The organism is Desulfosarcina sp. (assembly GCF_055467485.1).
Map to the genome: position 1 here is coordinate 12543 of NZ_JBUOIV010000042.1, position 17184 is coordinate 29726.

Genomic DNA, 17184 nt, shown 5'->3' on the forward strand with positions numbered 1-17184 from the left:
CTTTTCTCGAACCAATTCCAGATGCGGACCAGCACAGGTCGGGTTCAGGTTCCAGCTGTCGGTTAGTAGCGGAAGGTCAGTGAGAGGTAACCGTCCCAGACTTCGTCGACTACCGGATTCAGTGCGTCGATTGAATCGAGAGAGTCTATTTTTACCGGTTCGCCCATGGGGTTGCCGCTGCCGGTGTACTCATAGTCGTAGAATCTCACGCCAAGGGTGGCGAAGAAGTTGTCCCCGTATATGGGCTGATGCCAGTAACCTTCATAGACGCTGCCCCGCACGGCCAGTTTGCTGCCTACCAGGGAGTCTTCAGCGCCGGTAAAGTTGAACCAGTACTTGGAGCCGTAGTTATACTCCAGGCCGAACCTTGCATTCCAGGGCATGGGAAAGACGGCGCCCAGGTAGATCATATAGCCGTCACGGTCTTCCAGTTCACCGCCAGAATTCAGCAAGCCCATGCCCATCATTTCATAGTAAGGATTCCGGGATGTGTTTGATGCGCTGGTGTGGCTCCATGACCCGGAGAGGAACAAGTCGATGTTCGTGTCGAAGCGTTCGGTGAGATTGGTGCGCAGCAGCAGGGACAGCGCATCCCAATCGCCGATTTCGGTGGCCGGTTCCAGGCGGCTTACATATCCACCGCTGTTTTGCTCAAAATAGTATTCATCGGCACCGTCGCCGTTTTTGTCTTCACGAGTAACAATAAAGGGCATGACGGTCAGGCCAGTAAACCCGTCGGTAATGTCCCAGGCATGCGCCCAGTTCAACACGGCGCTGGTCGAATCGTTGTCGAACAGGGTGGCGATGATGCCGAACATGTGCACGTCGTCCACATCGGGCTGCTGGTTGCCCAGCGAATAGGTGTTGCCCCAGTCCCCCTCGAAGCCGACTCCGTAGCAGAGCTTGAAGGCCGCACCGGGAATATTGGTGACTTCTTCCAGGCCCAGGTTATAAGAGGCACCGTCGAACTGCCAGTTGATGATCGTGGCCAATGGGGATCCGCCTTCGAGGCTGTTGTTGAGGTATTCCAGGGGAGGCCCGTCGGTGGAGGGCCGGCGGCCTAATGAGAAGTTGGTCGGCACCCGGCCCAGATCCTTTTTATAGTTGAAGTAGGCCCGCTCCAGACGGATGGTGTCTCCATGGGGCAGGCTGGAGGTGTTGCCGTCCAGGGTGACGTCGCCCAGGCTGCCCTGGTTGACCTTGACCCCAGTGCTGTCGCCGAAGACCTTGTAGGCGGCCAGACGACCGCTGAAGCTGAGCTGGTCGTTGACCTTGGCATTCATGTTCAAGCGGAACTTGTTGGTCAGGATAATGTCGTTGGTGGCATCATACTTCTGAGTTTCTGGCAGGGCGCCAGGCGTGTTTTTTATCCCCTGAATGGCGCCTGGAGCGATATTCGCCGGAATGCCTTGAAAACCAGTGGGAAAGGGGGTGAAGAATTGACTGACTAACGCACTGGGCGCTACCTGAATGTCCTTGTACTGCAGTGTATCGGCGCGGGTGCGAAGCTCCACGCCGAAGGCAACCTTGTCCGTGGCGGTGTGAAGCTCGGCCTTGTTGAGGCGGTCGTCGATCTCCTCGATCTCTTCCTCCTTGGCCTGGCTGTTCCGCTCAATGTCTTCCAGTTTTTTCTGGACGGCCTCCATCTCCTGTGACATCTGCTCCAGGCGCTCTTTTAAAACCTTCACGTCATCCTGCGCAGAAACGATGCCGGGTGCCGCGACACATACCAGGAACACAATCCCCACTATGGCACCGATGGTTGTGCTCGTCCATCCTCTCTGTCTCATGTTTCCTCCTTGTGGAATTGGTTAACAATTTTTCATCTATTCTTAACAACAACTTCTGAGCAACGGGTATGCCAGAGGCCCGAATTGAATGAAAAAATCTGTAACCACAAGAAATAAAACAAAAAACCATATGTTTTGAAGATGCTTGCAAAATTGCCTGAAACCGTTTAAGTTAACAAGTGTTAAGTTAACGGGTTAGCATGTTGCCTTGACAGGGTTAACACTTGAGCGGAGGCGTCATGGATATTGCCAGATACTGGAAAACCATTGTGGACACGCTGCAGGACGGTCTGATGGTTGTGGATCCGATGGGTAGAATTATTGCGGCTAATCCAGCAGCAGAGCGGGTCACCGGCTACAGTGCCGATGAATTGATCGGGAAGTCCTGCAGAATACTGAATTGTACCGGATGCAAAATCATCGGTCAAGGGGCAGGCCCCCAGTGGTGCGGTCTTTTCAACCGGGGGTCCATCAGGGAAAAAAAATGCCTGATCACCAACAAGGACCGCCATTCGGTGCACATCATCAAGAGTGCATCGGTGCTGCGCAACGAAGCGGGCGACATCATCGGTGCCGTCGAGACACTGACCGACATCACCGAGAAGATCCGCCAGCAGCAGGAGATCAGTAACCTGCGCAAGACCTTTCACCTGGATGAGGGGTACCACGGTATCCTGGGAAAATCCCCGGCCATGCTGAACCTTTTCGAGACCATCGAAAATGTGTCCCAGTCCGACACACCGGTGATGATCCAGGGCGAGAGCGGCAGCGGCAAGGAGCTGGTGGCCCGGGCCATCCACCGGGCCAGCGCACGCAGCGACAAGCCCTACGTCAAGGTCAACTGTGCGGCCTTGAACGAAAACCTGCTGGAAAGCGAACTGTTCGGTCACGTGAAGGGCGCTTATACCGGTGCGGACCGCACACGTGTGGGTCGTTTCGAAGCCGCCCACCAGGGGACCATTTTTCTGGACGAGATCGGCGACATCCCTCCTGCTATCCAGATCAAGCTGCTGCGTGTCCTGGAAGACCGCAAGATCGAGCGGGTGGGGGACAACCGCTCCATCCCCGTGGACGTCAGGATAATCACCGCCACCCACAAGCGCCTGGAATCGTTAATCGAAAAGGGCCTGTTCCGGGAGGATCTTTATTTTCGGATCAACGTCTTCCCCTTGCACTGTCCGCCCCTTTCCGAGCGTCGGGAGGACATCCCCCTGATCGCCCAGAGCTTCATCCGGCGAAATGCGACCAGCAGCGGCAAGAAGATCATCGGGCTCACTCCTGACGCCCTCGAAACCCTGACGGAGTACGCCTGGCCGGGCAATGTCCGCGAGTTGCGCAATGCCATCGAGTACGCCTTCGTCCTCTGCCAGAGCGGGGGCATCGGCACCCAGCACCTGCCTCACAAGATCGTTCACGGCACCTTCGATCCAAAGGCGGTCTGCGACCTGGACCCCGGGTGCGTCAAGGATCGGGAAAGCCTGATCCAGGTGCTGCGGGAGGCCGGGGGCAATCAATCCAAAGCGGCCAAGATGCTGGGGGTCAGCCGGGTGACCGTGTGGAAACGGATGAAGAAGTTCGGAATCGACATCAAGCAGGATGTGGGTTGACCCGGACTCGCCGGGTTCGTCAAATAAGTTGACATTCATACCACGATGTGGCAGATGTGTACAATTTTAATTATTTTCTCGTAAATACGACATGTTAGTTTCCCATTTCCTGCGGGTCCTGGGCCTAGCGTTGGTCGTGGTAGGGGGCGGCCCTTTGAATGCAGCCATCGGTTGCAGCAATTAAGGAATTGGAACCTAGAGGCGGAAAGCCATGAAAGACAAAGAGTTCAGTGCATTGCGGAAGAAACTGGAGAAAACCCAGAAACAGATGGCCCAGCTTCTGGGGACTTCGATCAAGGCGATCCACAGTTATGAGCAGGGCTGGCGAACGATCCCCGTCCACGTCGAGCGCCAACTCTATTTTCTGATCACCCGTAAATTGTGCGGCAACCACGGTGCCCAACCCTGCTGGGATATCCGCTCGTGTCCCCAGGAGCAGCGGGAACAGTGCCCGGCCTGGGAATTTTCCACCGGTGACCTGTGCTGGTTCATCAACGGCACGATTTGCGATGGAAATGTCCACGATTCCTGGAAGGAGAAGATGAAGCTGTGCCGCACCTGTGATGTGTTCAGGACCACCCTGGCCAAATTAAAGCATGAGTGAGTATATCCAGCACGATCAGCAGGGCGCATCCGTGGGCATGGTGGAAAAGCGGACATTCACCTTCGCCCATCCCCCGGCATCCATGACCCTGGCCTGTGGTGCCGCCATCGGGCCCGTGACCATCGCCTATGAAACCTGCGGCCGTCTCAACGAAGACCGGTCCAATGCAATTTTGATCCTGCATGCGTTATCCGGTGATGCCCATGTTGCGGGCACCTATACTGACAGCGACGACAAGCCTGGCTGGTGGGATTTCATGGTGGGGCCGGGAAAGGGAATCGATACCGACAACCATTTCGTGATCTGCACAAACATTTTAGGCAGCTGCATGGGGTCAACCGGTCCGGCATCCATCGATCCAGCCACCGGCAACCCATATGGCTTGAATTTCCCGGTAGTCACCATCACGGATATGGTGGACGCCCAAAAGCAGCTCATGGATTATCTGGGCGTGCATCGGCTGCGCGCGGTGATCGGCGGGTCCGTGGGCGGCATGCAGGCGCTGGAATGGAGTGTGCGCTACCCGGACCGGGTCGAATCCGCCGTGCTCCTGGCCACCACCACCCGGCACAGCGCCCTGGCCATCGCTTTCAACGAAGTGGCCCGGCAGGCCATCATGGCCGATCCCAACTGGAACGGCGGTGACTACCACGACGGGAAGAAACCGGACCTGGGGTTGGCCGTGGCGCGGATGATCGGGCATATTACCTATCTTTCCGACGAATCCATGCGTCTCAAGTTCGGAAGGCGGCTTCAGGACAAGGCCGATTTTTCGTTCAATTTCGATGCGGATTTCCAGGTGGAGAGCTACCTGCGCCATCAGGGCCGCAAGTTCGTGGAGCGGTTCGACGCCAATGCCTTTCTCTACATCACCAAGGCGGCGGATTATTTCGACCTCGAGCGTCATTACGGCGACGGGTCTGCCGTGGCGGCCTTTGCCGGCGCACGGGCCAGGTTCCTGGTGCTCTCCTTCTCCTCAGACTGGCTCTACCCGACCTACCAGTCCCGGGCCATGGTCAAGGCCATGAAAAAAAACGGCCTGGCGGTGAGCTTTTGCGAAATCGAGGCCCAGTGGGGGCACGATGCCTTCCTGCTCCCCAGCGACCGCCTTTCCGGCATCATGAAAGGGTTTCTGGACGGTGACAACGACCTGTAATGCAGGTAACGGTATTCGCTACGACCTTCGGCTGGTGGCCTCCTGGATTCCACAAGGGGCCCGGGTGCTCGGGTTGGGATGTGGTGACGGCACGCTGCTGCATCATTTGAAAACGCGCAAAAATGCGGTCTGTACCGGCATCGACATAGACGAGAGCTGCGTGGCCCGCTGCATCGAGCGGGGGTTGACCGTGCTCCAGGGAGACATCAACGAAGAGGTCCGGGACTATCCGGATGATGTTTTCGATTACGTGATCCTGGCCCAGACCCTGCAACAAATTTATGACCCGGCGCCCTTGATCCGGGAGATGCTGCGCATCGGCCGACGGAGCGTGGTGAGCTTTCCCAACTTCAGCCACTGGCGGGTGCGGATGATGCTGGCCTTAACGGGGCACGCGCCGGTGACGCCGCAGCTGCCCTACCAGTGGCACGATACGCCGAACATCCGGGTGATCACCCTGTCCGATTTCAGGCAATACGCCCGGCAGGTGGGATTCAGAATCCTGAAAGAGGTGGGCATCAACACAGACCGACAGGATCGCTCCGGAAAGACGGTTCGGTTTTTTTCCGACCTGTTTGCCACGTATGGCCTGTTTCTGATTGCCAAGGAGGACAGTTCCCTATAAAGTCCGACGTCTGCGTTACGCTTCATCCCTCTTCATTGCGGCGTACGACCCGAACGCCTCCTTCCTCGGGACTGGCAAGCCTTGATCTCGGATTGAATACGAAACCATAGGAGCATCGATTTTTTTGCATGCATCGAGGAGGAGTCGTGAAGATTGTATCCATTGCCGTCAGTCGCAAAAAAGGAACCCGAAAAACCCTCGTGGACCGGGCCAGGGTGATTCTCAACCATGGTCTTGACGGGGATGCCCATGCCGGCCCCTGGCACCGCCAGGTGAGCTTCCTGGCCTCGGAAAGCATTCAGCGCGCCCGGGGAAAGGGACTGGATGTGGATTTCGGGGATTTTGCCGAAAATGTGGCCACCGAAGGCATCGACTGGACGAATCTGGCTGTCGGGACACAGGTAAAGCTGGGAACGACGGTCATCGTCGAAGTCACCCAGATCGGCAAGACCTGCCATAAGCCCTGTGCCATCTACTACCAGGCAGGGGACTGCATCATGCCCCGCGAGGGGGTTTTCGCCCGGGTGATCCGGGGGGGGGAGATTGCCTGCGGAGATTCCATCGAGGTGATGGGGACATCGGTCGACATGGCCGGCCATTCGCCTTCGATCTAATCCATCGGCATTTCGTCGCCGACAAAAAAATTACCACAATGTGGTATTTTTTCCTTGACAGGGATCATCGATCCGTTTATCTTGTACTCAACACCCCATATGTATTATTCAATCCCTCTACCCTTGGCGGCTCTGCTACGATACCCCACAACAGCAGAGCCGCCCCCCCTTTTTATGGGCCCTCACTCCCTTCAACCAACCCTGGGTACCGGCCGGATGCGGCTGCCAAGCATTGTGAGATAGCGGTTTTTCTGTTAAGAGAGGTCGAAAAAGAACACGACAATCAGACGCCGTCGGACTCCGCGTCAGTTCAAAGTGGATGGCGGCGTCCGGAAGGAATGCCCTCTCGATGAAATCATTTGAAGCGCTGTTTGCCGAACTCAAGGACAAGGCCGCTCGCAAGGACCCCCGGTCGAGAACCGTTCGTCTGCTTGAGGACGGTGTTCACGCCATTGGCAAGAAAGTGATCGAGGAGGCCTGTGAATCGTGGATGGCGGCCGAACACGAGGGCCGGGAACGCACCGCCGAAGAAATATCCCAACTGCTCTACCACGTCCAGGTGATGATGATCGCCTGCGGGTTGGAGCTGGAGGATGTCTACCGCCACCTTTAGCGCTAATTTCAAAACACCCCATTTCAATCAATATCGGCGTTGGGTTCACATTTCAATCCTCGACGTAGCGCTGCTACGCCTCCGGTTGAAATGATCGCCCACCTTGATCTTGACCGAACTGCGACGTTTTGAAACCGGCTCTGTTGACCGACAACTATCTCGACGGCTCACATCCAGCTAACAATCCTCAGGTAAGCTTTTAAAATTATATATAAATTGTAATATTTAAAGGAAGTTGCCAACGATGCTCAAAATCGCCCTGCCCAACAAGGGGTCGCTCTCCGAAGACGCCGTTCAGCTGATCCGCGAGGCCGGCTACAACTGCCGCCGATACAGCCGCGAACTCGTCGTGTTCGACAACACCAACCAGGTCGAGTTCGTTTTTCTGCGGCCCCGAGATATCGCCATCTATGTCAGTGAAGGAATACTGGACATGGGTGTGACCGGCCGGGACCTGGCACTGGACAGCGGGGCGGAGGTGGTGGAACTGATGGCCCTGGGATTCGGCAGGTCGGATTTCCACTATGCGGTCCCCTCAGAATCGGACCTGGTCCCTGGCCAGTTTGCCGGAAAGCGCATCGCTACCTCCTACCCCCGGCTGGTCGTCGAAGACCTGACGCGCCAGGGCGTGGATGCCGAAGTGATTCGTCTGGACGGGGCGGTGGAAATCTCCATCCGCCTGGGGGTGGCCGACGCCATTGCCGACGTGGTCCAAACCGGCCGAACCCTCAAGGCGGCCGGGCTCAAGGTGGTTGGGGACCCGCTGCTGCAAAGCGAAGCCATCCTGGCGGCCCGGACCCGGGACATTGAACAACGGGTGCGGGTGCACACCTTTCTGGACCGGATCCGCGGTATCGTCGTGGCCCGGGAGTACGTGATGGTGGAGTACGATATCCCCGAATCCATGCTGGAGGTGGCCTGCGTGATCACCCCGGGCATCGAGTCGCCCACGGTCTCCCCATTGAGCAAGAAAGGGTGGGTGGCGGTCAAATCCATGTCCAAAAAGCGGGATGTGAACCAGATCATGGACAGCCTCAGCAAAATCGGGGCCAAGGGAATCATCGTCACCGACATCCGCACCTGCCGGATTTAGAACCGCCCGATTAATAAACTATCCGGAGTAAATTTCCAAACGCCACGATTCGGTATGCATCGGCGTTGGGCCATATTTCAGGTCGGCGACGCCATTGACCGCCAGTGCTCCGGTTCAACGCTGCCATCCCGCCTCATCCCGCATTGAAAAATCAGAATCGATTCGTATCATTACCACAATGTGGCGGCTCGTATGTGCGAAAACAACTCGCAATGGGTTGAGCGCCAACGGATGATTTCAAAAAATGGGTGGACCATGAAGAGACGACCATCGATATGGATTGCAGCCATGCTGGTTCTGCTGATCGGCGCGCACACCCGCATGGCATCGGCAGACAATGCGGCTGTGCAGGCCATCTCGCCCCGCGAATTCAAGACGCTGCTCGACCGGCATCAAAACGACCCAAATGTCGTGCTGCTGGATATCCGCACGCCCAAAGAGTTCCAGGATGGCCACATCCAAGGGGCATTATTGCTCGATTACTATTCCAGTGATTACGTGGAACGGCTCAAGGCCCTGGACAGGGAAAAGACCTATCTGATTTACTGCCGCAGTGGCAACCGCAGTGGAAAAAGCCTGGCTATTTTCGAAAAACTGGGTTTTCGCCGTGCCTATCATATGGATACCGGCGTGATCGGCTGGTCACGGGAAAAGTATCCGCTGGTTCGATAATCAGGGCTCTATCGGGCATGTCAATGAAAAAGGGCATATGGCTTTCAACCGGCCGCGCAGGAAAATTTCCAGAGCGATGTTGGCTGGTGGCGGCCTGATCGCCCTGATTGTATTTGGCAGTGCCTGTGCAGACAAACCCGTTGACCATGGTGCGGCGGCCGGTTTGTCGGAAGGCCATCCGGCCATGGTCGTTCCCGGCGAAAGCGACGGCAAAATGACTCTGGAGAATAAAATCAGAAAAATGGCTCAGCAGCGGAGCGGTGCCTATCGCCCCCGAACCCGTCACCTCGACGGTCAGGGCAGGGCCATCTACACCAACCGGCTGTTTCTGGAGAGCAGCCCCTATCTGCTGCAGCATGCCCACAATCCGGTGGATTGGTACCCGTGGGGGGATGAGGCCTTCGCCACCGCGCGGCAGTTGGTCCGGCCGGTGCTGCTTTCGGTGGGGTATTCCACCTGCCATTGGTGCCACGTGATGGAGGAAGAGTCGTTCGAAGACGAGGAGATTGCCCGGTATATCAACGATAACTATATTGCCGTCAAAGTCGACCGTGAAGAGCGGCCCGATGTGGACGCCATCTACATGAGTGCTGTCCAGGCCATTCCCGGCCGGGGCGGGTGGCCCATGACTGTGTGGCTGACCCCGGACCGGGAGCCCTTTTACGGGGGGACCTATTTCCCGGCCCGGGACGGCGACCGCGGCTCGCCGGTGGGCTTTCTCACGATGCTCAAACAAATTCGCCAGAGCTACGATGAAAAGCGGGACCTGGTTGCCCGGTCCGCCGGCGAACTCACCCGGACGGTGCGGCAGATGCTGACGCCGGCTGACGGTGGCCGCCTGCCTCTGGACGGTGTGACGGAGCGTGCCGTTGCCTCCGGCAAGGCCCGCTTCGATGCCGTGCACGGCGGGATCGCCGGAACTCCCAAATTCCCCAGCTCCCTGCCGATTCGACTTTTGCTGCGGCACCACCGGCGCAGCGGTGACGCGGGCAGCCTGAACATGGCCGCGCTGACCCTTGAAAAAATGGCTGCCGGCGGCATGAACGACCAGGTGGGCGGTGGCTTTCACCGCTATTCCACCGATGCCCGGTGGCTGGTTCCCCACTTTGAGAAAATGCTATACGACAACGCGCTGCTGGTACCGGCCTACATCGAGGGGTGGCAAGCCACGGGGAACCCGCGATTCAGGCAGGTGGCCATTGATACCCTGGATTATGTAGCCCGCGAGATGACCTCGCCGGACGGGGCGTTTTTCTCCGCCACCGATGCGGACAGCCTGACGCCTTCCGGACGTCTGGAGGAAGGCTGGTTTTTCACCTGGACCCTTGAAGAACTCAGCGACACGCTCGGGGCCGCTGATGCCCGGATGGCCGCGGTGGTCTACGGGGCTGACGCCAGCGGCAACTTCGAGGGCAGAAACATCTTGTTCCTGCAGCGGGAGCTCGGCACCGCGGCCGGTGAGCTGGGGCTGTCAACGGAACAGCTGGAAGCCGACGTGAAACGAATCAATGCGGCACTTTATGCTCGCCGCCAAGCGCGTCCTGCGCCGCTGCGGGACGACAAGATCATTGCCGCCTGGAACGGGTTGATGATCTCTGCCTTCGCCCGTGCCGGGTTCGCCCTGGACGACGCGGCTTATCTCGACCGGGCCAGGCGGGCGGCGGACTTTATTCTGACCCGGATGCTTGTCTCCGGCAGGCTCAAGCGCAGTTTCAAGGATGGTTCCGCCGCCGGAAACGGTTTTTTGGATGACCACGCCTTTTTCATCGCCGCGCTGCTGGACCTGTTTGAAGCGACCGCCGACCTCCGTTGGCTGGCGCGTGCCGTCGACCTGGACCGGACCCTGGCCGATCGGTTCGATGACCCTGAATACGGCGGCTTTTTCATGACTGCCGACGATCACGAGGCGCTGATCGCGCGCGAGAAGCCGGTCTTCGACGGCGCCCTCCCCTCGGGCAACGCCGTGGCCCTGATGAATCTGCTGCGTTTGAACGCCCTGACCTTGGAGCCATCCTTTTTAAAGCGGGCCGAGAGAGGATTCAGCGCTTTTTCAGCCATTATCGAAGCCAATCCGTCGGCGTTCGGCGAGATGCTGCTGGCCCTGGAAGATTTTCTGCATCCGCCCCACCAGGTGATCGTGGTCACTCCCGAGGGCGGCAGTGCCGCCTCCTTCGCAGATCGCCTGCGGACCGCTTTTTTTCCCGGCAGCCTGGTGATGATCGTTTCCGAATCACGCGCCGGGCAATTGTCGCGACGAGCCCCCCTGTTCATGGAAAAACGTGCTCCCGGCGGCAAGACCACCGCCTATGTGTGCCGGAACGGTGCCTGCCAGCTGCCGGTAACCACCGGTGATGCGATGATGAATCAGTTGACGGCTTCGTAAATCGTGCAATATCGAGGTGGAGCAGCATCAACTAGGTCTGCTGCATGGGTTGGCGTGGCGGGCTGCGGTCTTGATTTTTGCCAAGCCGGTCCCAACGTCGTACCGGAGTGAGGGTCTGATAATGCAAACGGTTGTGTCCCAGATTGCCGTCGCCTTTGCCGCCGGCATGATTTTGAATTTCATGCCCTGCGTGCTGCCGGTGATCCCTTTCAAAGTCCAGGCGCTGCTGCGCGAAACGACCGGCACAACCGGTTCACGAACCATGGCCGCCGTTGCCCTGCTGGCCGGCAGCCTGGCCTTTTTCATTGTTCTGGGTGCCGTTACCGTCGGCTTCGGATTGATGTGGGGCCAGCAGTTTCAGCATCCCTGGTTCCGACTCCTGCTGTCCCTTTTTTTGCTTGCCGCGGCTATGGCGACGTTTACCGGGTGGTCCTGGCGGCTGCCCCAGGCTGTTTACCGGGTGCCCACGAGCCGCCAATTGGGTGCATTTTTCACCGGTGCCCTGGCCGGGGTGCTCTCCACCCCCTGTTCGGGACCGTTTCTGGGGTCGGTGCTCGCATTTTCAGCCACCCGATCGCCCCAGGAAGCCATGGTCATCTTCAGCGCCATCGGCACCGGTCTGGCCTTTCCCTACCTGATTCTGCTGCTTTGGCCAGGCCTGCTGAGCCGATTGTCTTTTTCCAGCCGACTGGCTAAAAACTTCAAAACGCTCCTGGGTTTTGTGCTGCTGGCCGGGAGTCTTTTTTTTATCCAGGGATTTCTGTCGCCTTTAGTATGGCAGGCCGGCTGGATGGCGCTGGTGGGAGCGATCGGCGCCTGGCTGGTAATCCTGTTCACCAGCGGTAAACGGGCCAAACTGAGGCCGGTGCTGATCCTGACCGTGGCCATTGTGGTGGTGGCCGGCTTTCGGAGCATATCCCTGGATGATGGCAGTGAGGGCATTGCCTGGCAGGCATTTTCCGACCAGCGCCTCGAGCAAGCCGTCGGCCACCCCGTCCTGGTCGAATTTACCGCCGACTGGTGCATTAACTGCAAAGCCATGGAACGGACCACATTCAAGGATAATAAACTGCTGGCGACCATTGAAACCATGGGCGTCATTGCCCTGCAAGTGGACCTCACCCAGGTGGATGAACAGCGGCGGGCGATTTTCGACCGTTTCGGCGGTCGCGCGATTCCATATATTGTGGTATTGGATAAAAAAGGCCAGCCCGTCCAGCGTTACACCGGGATGGTGGGAGCCGACACCCTGGTCGAGGTGCTACGGTCGATTGACGGTTAGGGCCGCGGAGGTCAGTGATGGCGCAGACAATCGGTTTTGTGGTAGAGGCGGGCAATGACGGCCGCGCTGCGGTGGTGGCGGAAAAGGGCCAGGGATGCGGCAGCTGCAGCGCTGTCTCCCAATGCCACGGCGGTCGCGCCGGCCAGACCGAAAAGACGACGGCCCTCAATCCGATCGGAGCGACGGTGGGGGACCGGGTGACGCTGACGGTGGCTTCCGGTGCCCTCCTGTCCCGCATGGCGGTGCTTTATCTGGTGCCCGTATTCGGGATGCTGACTGGCGCCTTCACCGGTGCGTTTGTGTATGGCGGTGCGGATGGTGCCGACAGCGGCCACAGTATCGTCTTCGGTCTGGCGGGATTCATCCTGGGGTTTGTGCTTTCGGTTACCATTTCGCGGATCTGGTCGGCAGCCCGGCCGGTCACGCCGGTCATCACCCGAATCGTCAACGCCCGGTCGGTTTCCTTGTCTGCGGGTCCGTCGGCAGGGTGCGGTTGTGGCGCCAAGTAGAAGCTTAACAACCATTCTTGTCCCCAAGAAGAGACATGGTGGGTGCATTGCCCGTCGCTTGCGGCGGGGTTGGCGAGCGAACTGAAAATCGATCTTCAATCCTTCAAAAAATCCTTTTTCTACGGCAATCGGCCGCACTTGACCGGCTGGTTGCGGCGGATCGGCAGACCATGAGCCCCTGCCGGAACCCGTGAATTCGTATTTCTTACCTGCATGGCAGAAAAAACTGTTGCCCGGACGCCAAGGTGCCGATATGTTCCCATGGGTCAGGTATTTGCCTTTAGCGATCCCTAACACGAAATCATAGCAGCCATGCCCGAAGCCATATCCCGGAAGGATACCGAACCGTTCCCGCCTCAACCCAAGCGCCGCCAGGGCCGGACACTGTCCCGCGACCTGATCGTGAGCATCCTCGTCGTGGTGGCCACTGTGTTTGCCATGGTCGTTTCTTTCACTTACGGATACATGTCTCACAAAGCGGAGTTGCAGAGTGCCGAAACCCTGAAGTCATTCAGTGACTACCTGCAGGACTCGCTTGAACTTTCCCTCTGGAATATCGACGAGGAGGGTATTCAAAAAATCTGCAACTCGTTTTTCGAAAATGACCTGGTGGAAAAACTGAAGGTAACGGACCATGAGGGAACGGTATTTTTTGAAAGGCACCGCGACAACCTTGCCCGTGCACTAGAGGAAAGAGCCGATATCATGCATGGTGAAACGGTGGTCGGCCATCTCGAAATCGCCCTGAACCAACAAGGCTTTCGGGAGACGCAGCACCAGCTCATGTGGTTCAGCCTGATCACCCTGGCTGCCGTCACCCTGGTACTCCTTGTCACCCTGCGGATCGTATTGAAGGTGTTTCTCATCTCTCCGTTAGACCAGCTGATCCTGCGCACCGAGCAGATATCTAAGGGGGAATACGATTTTGTCGACTTCCAGGCGCCCCAACTGGAAATCCGGACGATTGCCTCCCGTTTCAACACGATGGCAGACCGGATTCGGCGGCGGGAAAAGTCCTTAAGAGAAGTCAACCGACGCCTCGAGAAGGAAATCGTCGAGCACCGGGATGCGGAATCTGCCCTGTTAAGCTCACAGCAGGAACTGGATTCGATTATCCGATCGACCCCCGATGTGATTTATCGACTGGATACCATGGGGCGTTTTACTTTTGTAAGCGATGCGATACGGCGTTACGGGGTGACCCCTGAAGAACTGATTGGTCGGCCTTTTCTCGAATACATTCATGAAGATGACTGGGAGATTGCCCGATACCGGATCAGCGAGCGGCGGACCGGCGCTCGAAGCACCCAGCGGTTGGCCATCCATGCCTTTGGAGATTACGGCAACCGGGAGCAGGCTGACCCGCCGTCGGCGCAGCGCGATCCCGTTTTTCTGGTGGATGCCGAGGGGCTCTACGTTTCCGGCGAGTCCGGTCTAAAGGTCTTCGTGGGCACTCAGGGCATCGCCAGGGACATCACCGAGCAGCGGCAAAACGAATCCGCCAGGATGGAGAGTGAAGACAGGCTCCTGCTGGCCCTGGATGTCAGCGGCGCCGGGATCTGGCAGTTGGATCTGAAAACGCGTTCGTTCCGTGTCGACGAACGCATCTATACCCTGCTGGGGTACAGCGAGTCGGACCTGGCCGAGGACTTGGATTTTATCCGCAAAAAAACCTCCCCGGAAACCTGGCAGGAAATTGAGCTCAAATTCAGCCGGCACGTGACCGGCCATGCTCCGATGTTCGACCATGAATTCAAACTGCAATCCAGCCAGGGTCAATGGAAGTGGTTTCACACCAAGGCCAAGGTGGTGCGCTACGATAAGGACGGCCAGCCGGAGACGATGGTAGGCATCATTATCGACACCAGTGAACGAAAAGAATACGAGGCCGAGCGGGAGCACCTGGAACTGAAGCTGCAGCAGGCGCAGAAGATGGAAGCCATCGGCACCCTGGCCGGCGGCATCGCCCACGATTTCAACAATATCCTTGGGGCGATATTGGGGTATTCCCAACTGACCCAAATGCACACCGCCGACAACGTCCGGGTCCAGGGATACGTGAGTAACATCTTCAAGGCCAGTGAGCGGGCCAAGGGGCTGGTGGAACAGATTCTCACCTTCACCCGGCAGGGCAAATCCCAGAAGGTTCCCTGCGATATTGCCATCGTGCTCAAGGAGGTGGTGAAGCTGCTGCGCGCCTCGATCCCCTCCACGATCGAGATCGTCCAGAAGATACCCTCCAGCCTGGGAACCGTCATGGCCGATCAGACCCAGATTCATCAGGTGCTGATGAATTTGTGCACCAATGCGGCCCATGCCATGGAGGCCAGCGGCGGGAAGTTGACCGTGTCGTTAGAGAACCGCCTGATGGAGGACAACACGGCAGCAAGTGATAATGATCTCCCACCCGGACGGTACCTGCAGCTTTCCGTTGAAGACACGGGTTCCGGAATGGAAAAATCGGTGATGGACCGGATATTTGATCCTTACTACACCACCAAGTCGGTGGGCGAGGGAACGGGAATGGGGCTGGCGACGGTGCACGGCATCGTCAACGATCATCATGGCCGTATTTTCGTCGACAGCGTGCCGGGTGAAGGATCGGTATTCCGGGTACTTTTCCCGGTGCTGGAAAACCCTGCGGAGGCGGTGTCCAGCCAGCCGGCCGCCTATCCCCGGGGGACTGAACGCATCCTTTTTGTAGACGACGAGGAGCTATTGGTCAAAGTGGGTGTGGAGATGCTCAGCGATCTTGGATATGATGCCGTTGGCACCACACATGCCTCCCAGGCCCTGGAAACGTTCAAATCGCAGCCGGATGGCTTCGACCTGATCATCACCGACATGACCATGCCCGGTATGACCGGCGACCAGCTGGCAGCGCAGATTCTGCACCACCGAATCGACATCCCGATTATCATCTGTACCGGATTCAGCAAGCGGCTCTCATCGGACGTGGCATCGTCATTGGGCATCCGCGCGCTCCTGATGAAACCGGTAACGGTTCAGGAACTCTCCCAAACCATCCGCGATGTGCTGGATCATCCGGGTGCCCGAGGCTGAAAGCTCAAAGTTGCTGGCCGAGGACGGAAGATCGCGTCGACCGCTCGGGGCTTTGCCAGGACCATTCGTTTTTTTCTACGGACATAGAGCGGCCTCCAGGGCATCCAGGAATTTATGGTTGGCTTTGTGCAGGGGCAGGCGCCTCAGCGACCGGAGCGTCACCCATCGATGGCGCGGAGCGCTTCTCAGACGCACCCGACCGGCCAGGTGACGGCACAGATAGACATCGCCGGTGAGCGTGAAATGCGTATAGGCGTGCCGGATCCCTGTCAGCCGACGCTCTACCGCAATCGTAAGGCCGGTCTCCTGCGCCATCATTGGTTCAAATCCCTTCCGGTCCGTAGGCCCATCGCCGGTCGGTATGGCCGGGAATTCCCACAATCCGCCTAAAAACCCATCCATCGGCCGCTGGACCACCAGCATTTTACCTTTTTTCCGAATCACCGCGATGGCCATGTGCCGGTGAGGGATTTTCCGGGCTGCATTGCGCTTGGGGTAGTCTGTGGTCGTGTGGTGCCGGTTTGCCAGGCACAGGTCGGAAAGCGGACAGTTTTCGCAATCCGGAGTTTTGGGGCGGCAGACGAGCGCGCCCAGTTCCATGATGGCCTGGTTGAAGTCTGCCGGTTGCTTCGGGCAGATGAGATCCATGGCCGGTTTACTGAAAACCTTGTGGGAGCCGCTTTTGTTCACGGGGGTATCCATCTCCAACAGGCGGGACAGCACCCGCTTGACGTTGCCGTCGACCACCGGGAATACCCGACCGAAGGCGATACTCAGGACGGCGGCGGCGATGTAGTCCCCCACACCGGGCAGGGAACGGAATGCCTCTGGGTCATCGGGCACCGTGCCATTGAACCGGGCCGTTACCACCTCGGCCGCCCGATGCAGGTTGCGCGCGCGCGAGTAGTATCCCAAGCCCTCCCACAGCTTGAGTACCTCTTGAATGTCGGCCGCGGCCAGACGCGCGGGCGTGGGGAATCGATCGATGAAACGGTGGTAATAAGGTATGACGGTGGCCACCTGGGTCTGCTGAAGCATGACTTCTGAGACCCATATGGCAAATGGATCCGATGTCGTCCGCCAGGGTAGAGGGCGTCGATGGATTGCATACCAGCCGAGCAGTTTTTTCCTTAACATTTCCGGTTTCATGGATAACGTCCCCGTATGATTAGG

Annotated in this window: 14 protein-coding genes; 12 read left to right on the forward strand and 2 right to left on the reverse strand. The window is 58.1% G+C overall.

The window, feature by feature from the left end; genetic code table 11:
* Window positions 1–62: 62 nt before the first annotated feature.
* Window positions 63–1790, reverse strand: coding sequence for a DUF3373 family protein (locus tag ACZCED_RS17540; RefSeq protein WP_462970257.1), 1728 nt, complete (start codon window positions 1788–1790; stop codon window positions 63–65).
* Between the two features lie 239 nt (window positions 1791–2029).
* On the opposite strand from ACZCED_RS17540, the gene ACZCED_RS17545 reads away from it, so the two are divergent.
* The 12 genes from ACZCED_RS17545 to ACZCED_RS17600 all read left to right on the forward strand — a co-directional run bounded on the left by ACZCED_RS17545 (window position 2030) and on the right by ACZCED_RS17600 (window position 16011).
* A complete protein-coding gene (locus ACZCED_RS17545) occupies window positions 2030–3397 on the forward strand; it encodes a sigma-54 interaction domain-containing protein (RefSeq protein ID WP_462970258.1) in 1368 nt (455 codons plus the stop codon).
* Between the two features lie 211 nt (window positions 3398–3608).
* Window positions 3609–4001: a helix-turn-helix domain-containing protein gene (locus ACZCED_RS17550; RefSeq protein WP_462970259.1), complete on the forward strand. Its 393-nt coding sequence runs from the start codon at window positions 3609–3611 to the stop codon at window positions 3999–4001.
* Window positions 3994–5157, forward strand: coding sequence for a homoserine O-acetyltransferase MetX (gene metX / locus ACZCED_RS17555; RefSeq protein WP_462970260.1), 1164 nt, complete (start codon window positions 3994–3996; stop codon window positions 5155–5157). Before ACZCED_RS17550 ends, metX begins: the two co-directional genes overlap by 8 nt.
* Window positions 5141–5782, forward strand: coding sequence for a methionine biosynthesis protein MetW (metW, locus tag ACZCED_RS17560; RefSeq protein ID WP_462970261.1), 642 nt, complete (start codon window positions 5141–5143; stop codon window positions 5780–5782). The genes metX and metW overlap by 17 nt, the downstream gene beginning before the upstream one ends.
* 146 nt (window positions 5783–5928) lie before the next feature.
* Complete coding sequence (locus ACZCED_RS17565; protein WP_464861319.1) at window positions 5929–6396, forward strand: MOSC domain-containing protein; 468 nt, start codon at window positions 5929–5931, stop codon at window positions 6394–6396.
* A gap of 349 nt (window positions 6397–6745) precedes the next feature.
* Window positions 6746–7009: a phosphoribosyl-ATP diphosphatase gene (locus tag ACZCED_RS17570; protein WP_464861320.1), complete on the forward strand. Its 264-nt coding sequence runs from the start codon at window positions 6746–6748 to the stop codon at window positions 7007–7009.
* Window positions 7010–7253: 244 nt separating this feature from the next.
* Window positions 7254–8102, forward strand: coding sequence for an ATP phosphoribosyltransferase (gene hisG, locus ACZCED_RS17575; protein WP_462970264.1), 849 nt, complete (start codon window positions 7254–7256; stop codon window positions 8100–8102).
* A gap of 288 nt (window positions 8103–8390) precedes the next feature.
* A complete protein-coding gene (locus ACZCED_RS17580; protein ID WP_462970265.1) occupies window positions 8391–8774 on the forward strand; it encodes a rhodanese-like domain-containing protein in 384 nt (127 codons plus the stop codon).
* A 37-nt stretch (window positions 8775–8811) separates the two neighbouring features.
* Window positions 8812–11157, forward strand: a complete 2346-nt coding sequence (locus tag ACZCED_RS17585; RefSeq protein ID WP_464861321.1) for a thioredoxin domain-containing protein — start codon at window positions 8812–8814, stop codon at window positions 11155–11157.
* A gap of 121 nt (window positions 11158–11278) precedes the next feature.
* Window positions 11279–12439 carry a protein-disulfide reductase DsbD family protein gene (locus ACZCED_RS17590; RefSeq protein WP_462970267.1) on the forward strand — a complete coding sequence of 387 codons (1161 nt, stop codon included), beginning with the start codon at window positions 11279–11281 and terminating at the stop codon, window positions 12437–12439.
* Between the two features lie 17 nt (window positions 12440–12456).
* The gene (locus ACZCED_RS17595) at window positions 12457–12948 is read left to right on the forward strand and encodes a SoxR reducing system RseC family protein (RefSeq protein WP_462970268.1); all 492 of its coding nucleotides are present in this window, start codon (window positions 12457–12459) and stop codon (window positions 12946–12948) included.
* Window positions 12949–13260: 312 nt separating this feature from the next.
* On the forward strand, window positions 13261–16011 hold the full coding sequence (locus ACZCED_RS17600; RefSeq protein WP_462970269.1) for a PAS domain S-box protein: 2751 nt from the start codon (window positions 13261–13263) through the stop codon (window positions 16009–16011).
* 75 nt (window positions 16012–16086) lie between these two features.
* Here the strand turns inward: ACZCED_RS17600 and mutY are convergent, their stop codons facing one another.
* Window positions 16087–17160, reverse strand: coding sequence for an A/G-specific adenine glycosylase (mutY, locus tag ACZCED_RS17605; protein ID WP_464861322.1), 1074 nt, complete (start codon window positions 17158–17160; stop codon window positions 16087–16089).
* Window positions 17161–17184 lie beyond the last annotated feature (24 nt).

Bases quoted from the DNA above. Each gene is read 5' to 3' on its own strand.
- ACZCED_RS17540 (WP_462970257.1), bottom strand. From the start codon at position 1,790: ATGAGACAGAGAGGATGGACGAGCACAACCATCGGTGCCATAGTGGGG.
- ACZCED_RS17545 (WP_462970258.1), top strand. From the start codon at position 2,030: ATGGATATTGCCAGATACTGGAAAACCATTGTGGACACGCTGCAGGAC.
- ACZCED_RS17550 (WP_462970259.1), top strand. From the start codon at position 3,609: ATGAAAGACAAAGAGTTCAGTGCATTGCGGAAGAAACTGGAGAAAACC.
- metX (WP_462970260.1), top strand. From the start codon at position 3,994: ATGAGTGAGTATATCCAGCACGATCAGCAGGGCGCATCCGTGGGCATG.
- ACZCED_RS17570 (WP_464861320.1), top strand. From the start codon at position 6,746: ATGAAATCATTTGAAGCGCTGTTTGCCGAACTCAAGGACAAGGCCGCT.
- hisG (WP_462970264.1), top strand. From the start codon at position 7,254: ATGCTCAAAATCGCCCTGCCCAACAAGGGGTCGCTCTCCGAAGACGCC.
- ACZCED_RS17580 (WP_462970265.1), top strand. From the start codon at position 8,391: ATGCTGGTTCTGCTGATCGGCGCGCACACCCGCATGGCATCGGCAGAC.
- ACZCED_RS17585 (WP_464861321.1), top strand. From the start codon at position 8,812: ATGGCTTTCAACCGGCCGCGCAGGAAAATTTCCAGAGCGATGTTGGCT.
- ACZCED_RS17590 (WP_462970267.1), top strand. From the start codon at position 11,279: ATGCAAACGGTTGTGTCCCAGATTGCCGTCGCCTTTGCCGCCGGCATG.
- ACZCED_RS17595 (WP_462970268.1), top strand. From the start codon at position 12,457: ATGGCGCAGACAATCGGTTTTGTGGTAGAGGCGGGCAATGACGGCCGC.
- ACZCED_RS17600 (WP_462970269.1), top strand. From the start codon at position 13,261: ATGCCCGAAGCCATATCCCGGAAGGATACCGAACCGTTCCCGCCTCAA.
- mutY (WP_464861322.1), bottom strand. From the start codon at position 17,160: ATGAAACCGGAAATGTTAAGGAAAAAACTGCTCGGCTGGTATGCAATC.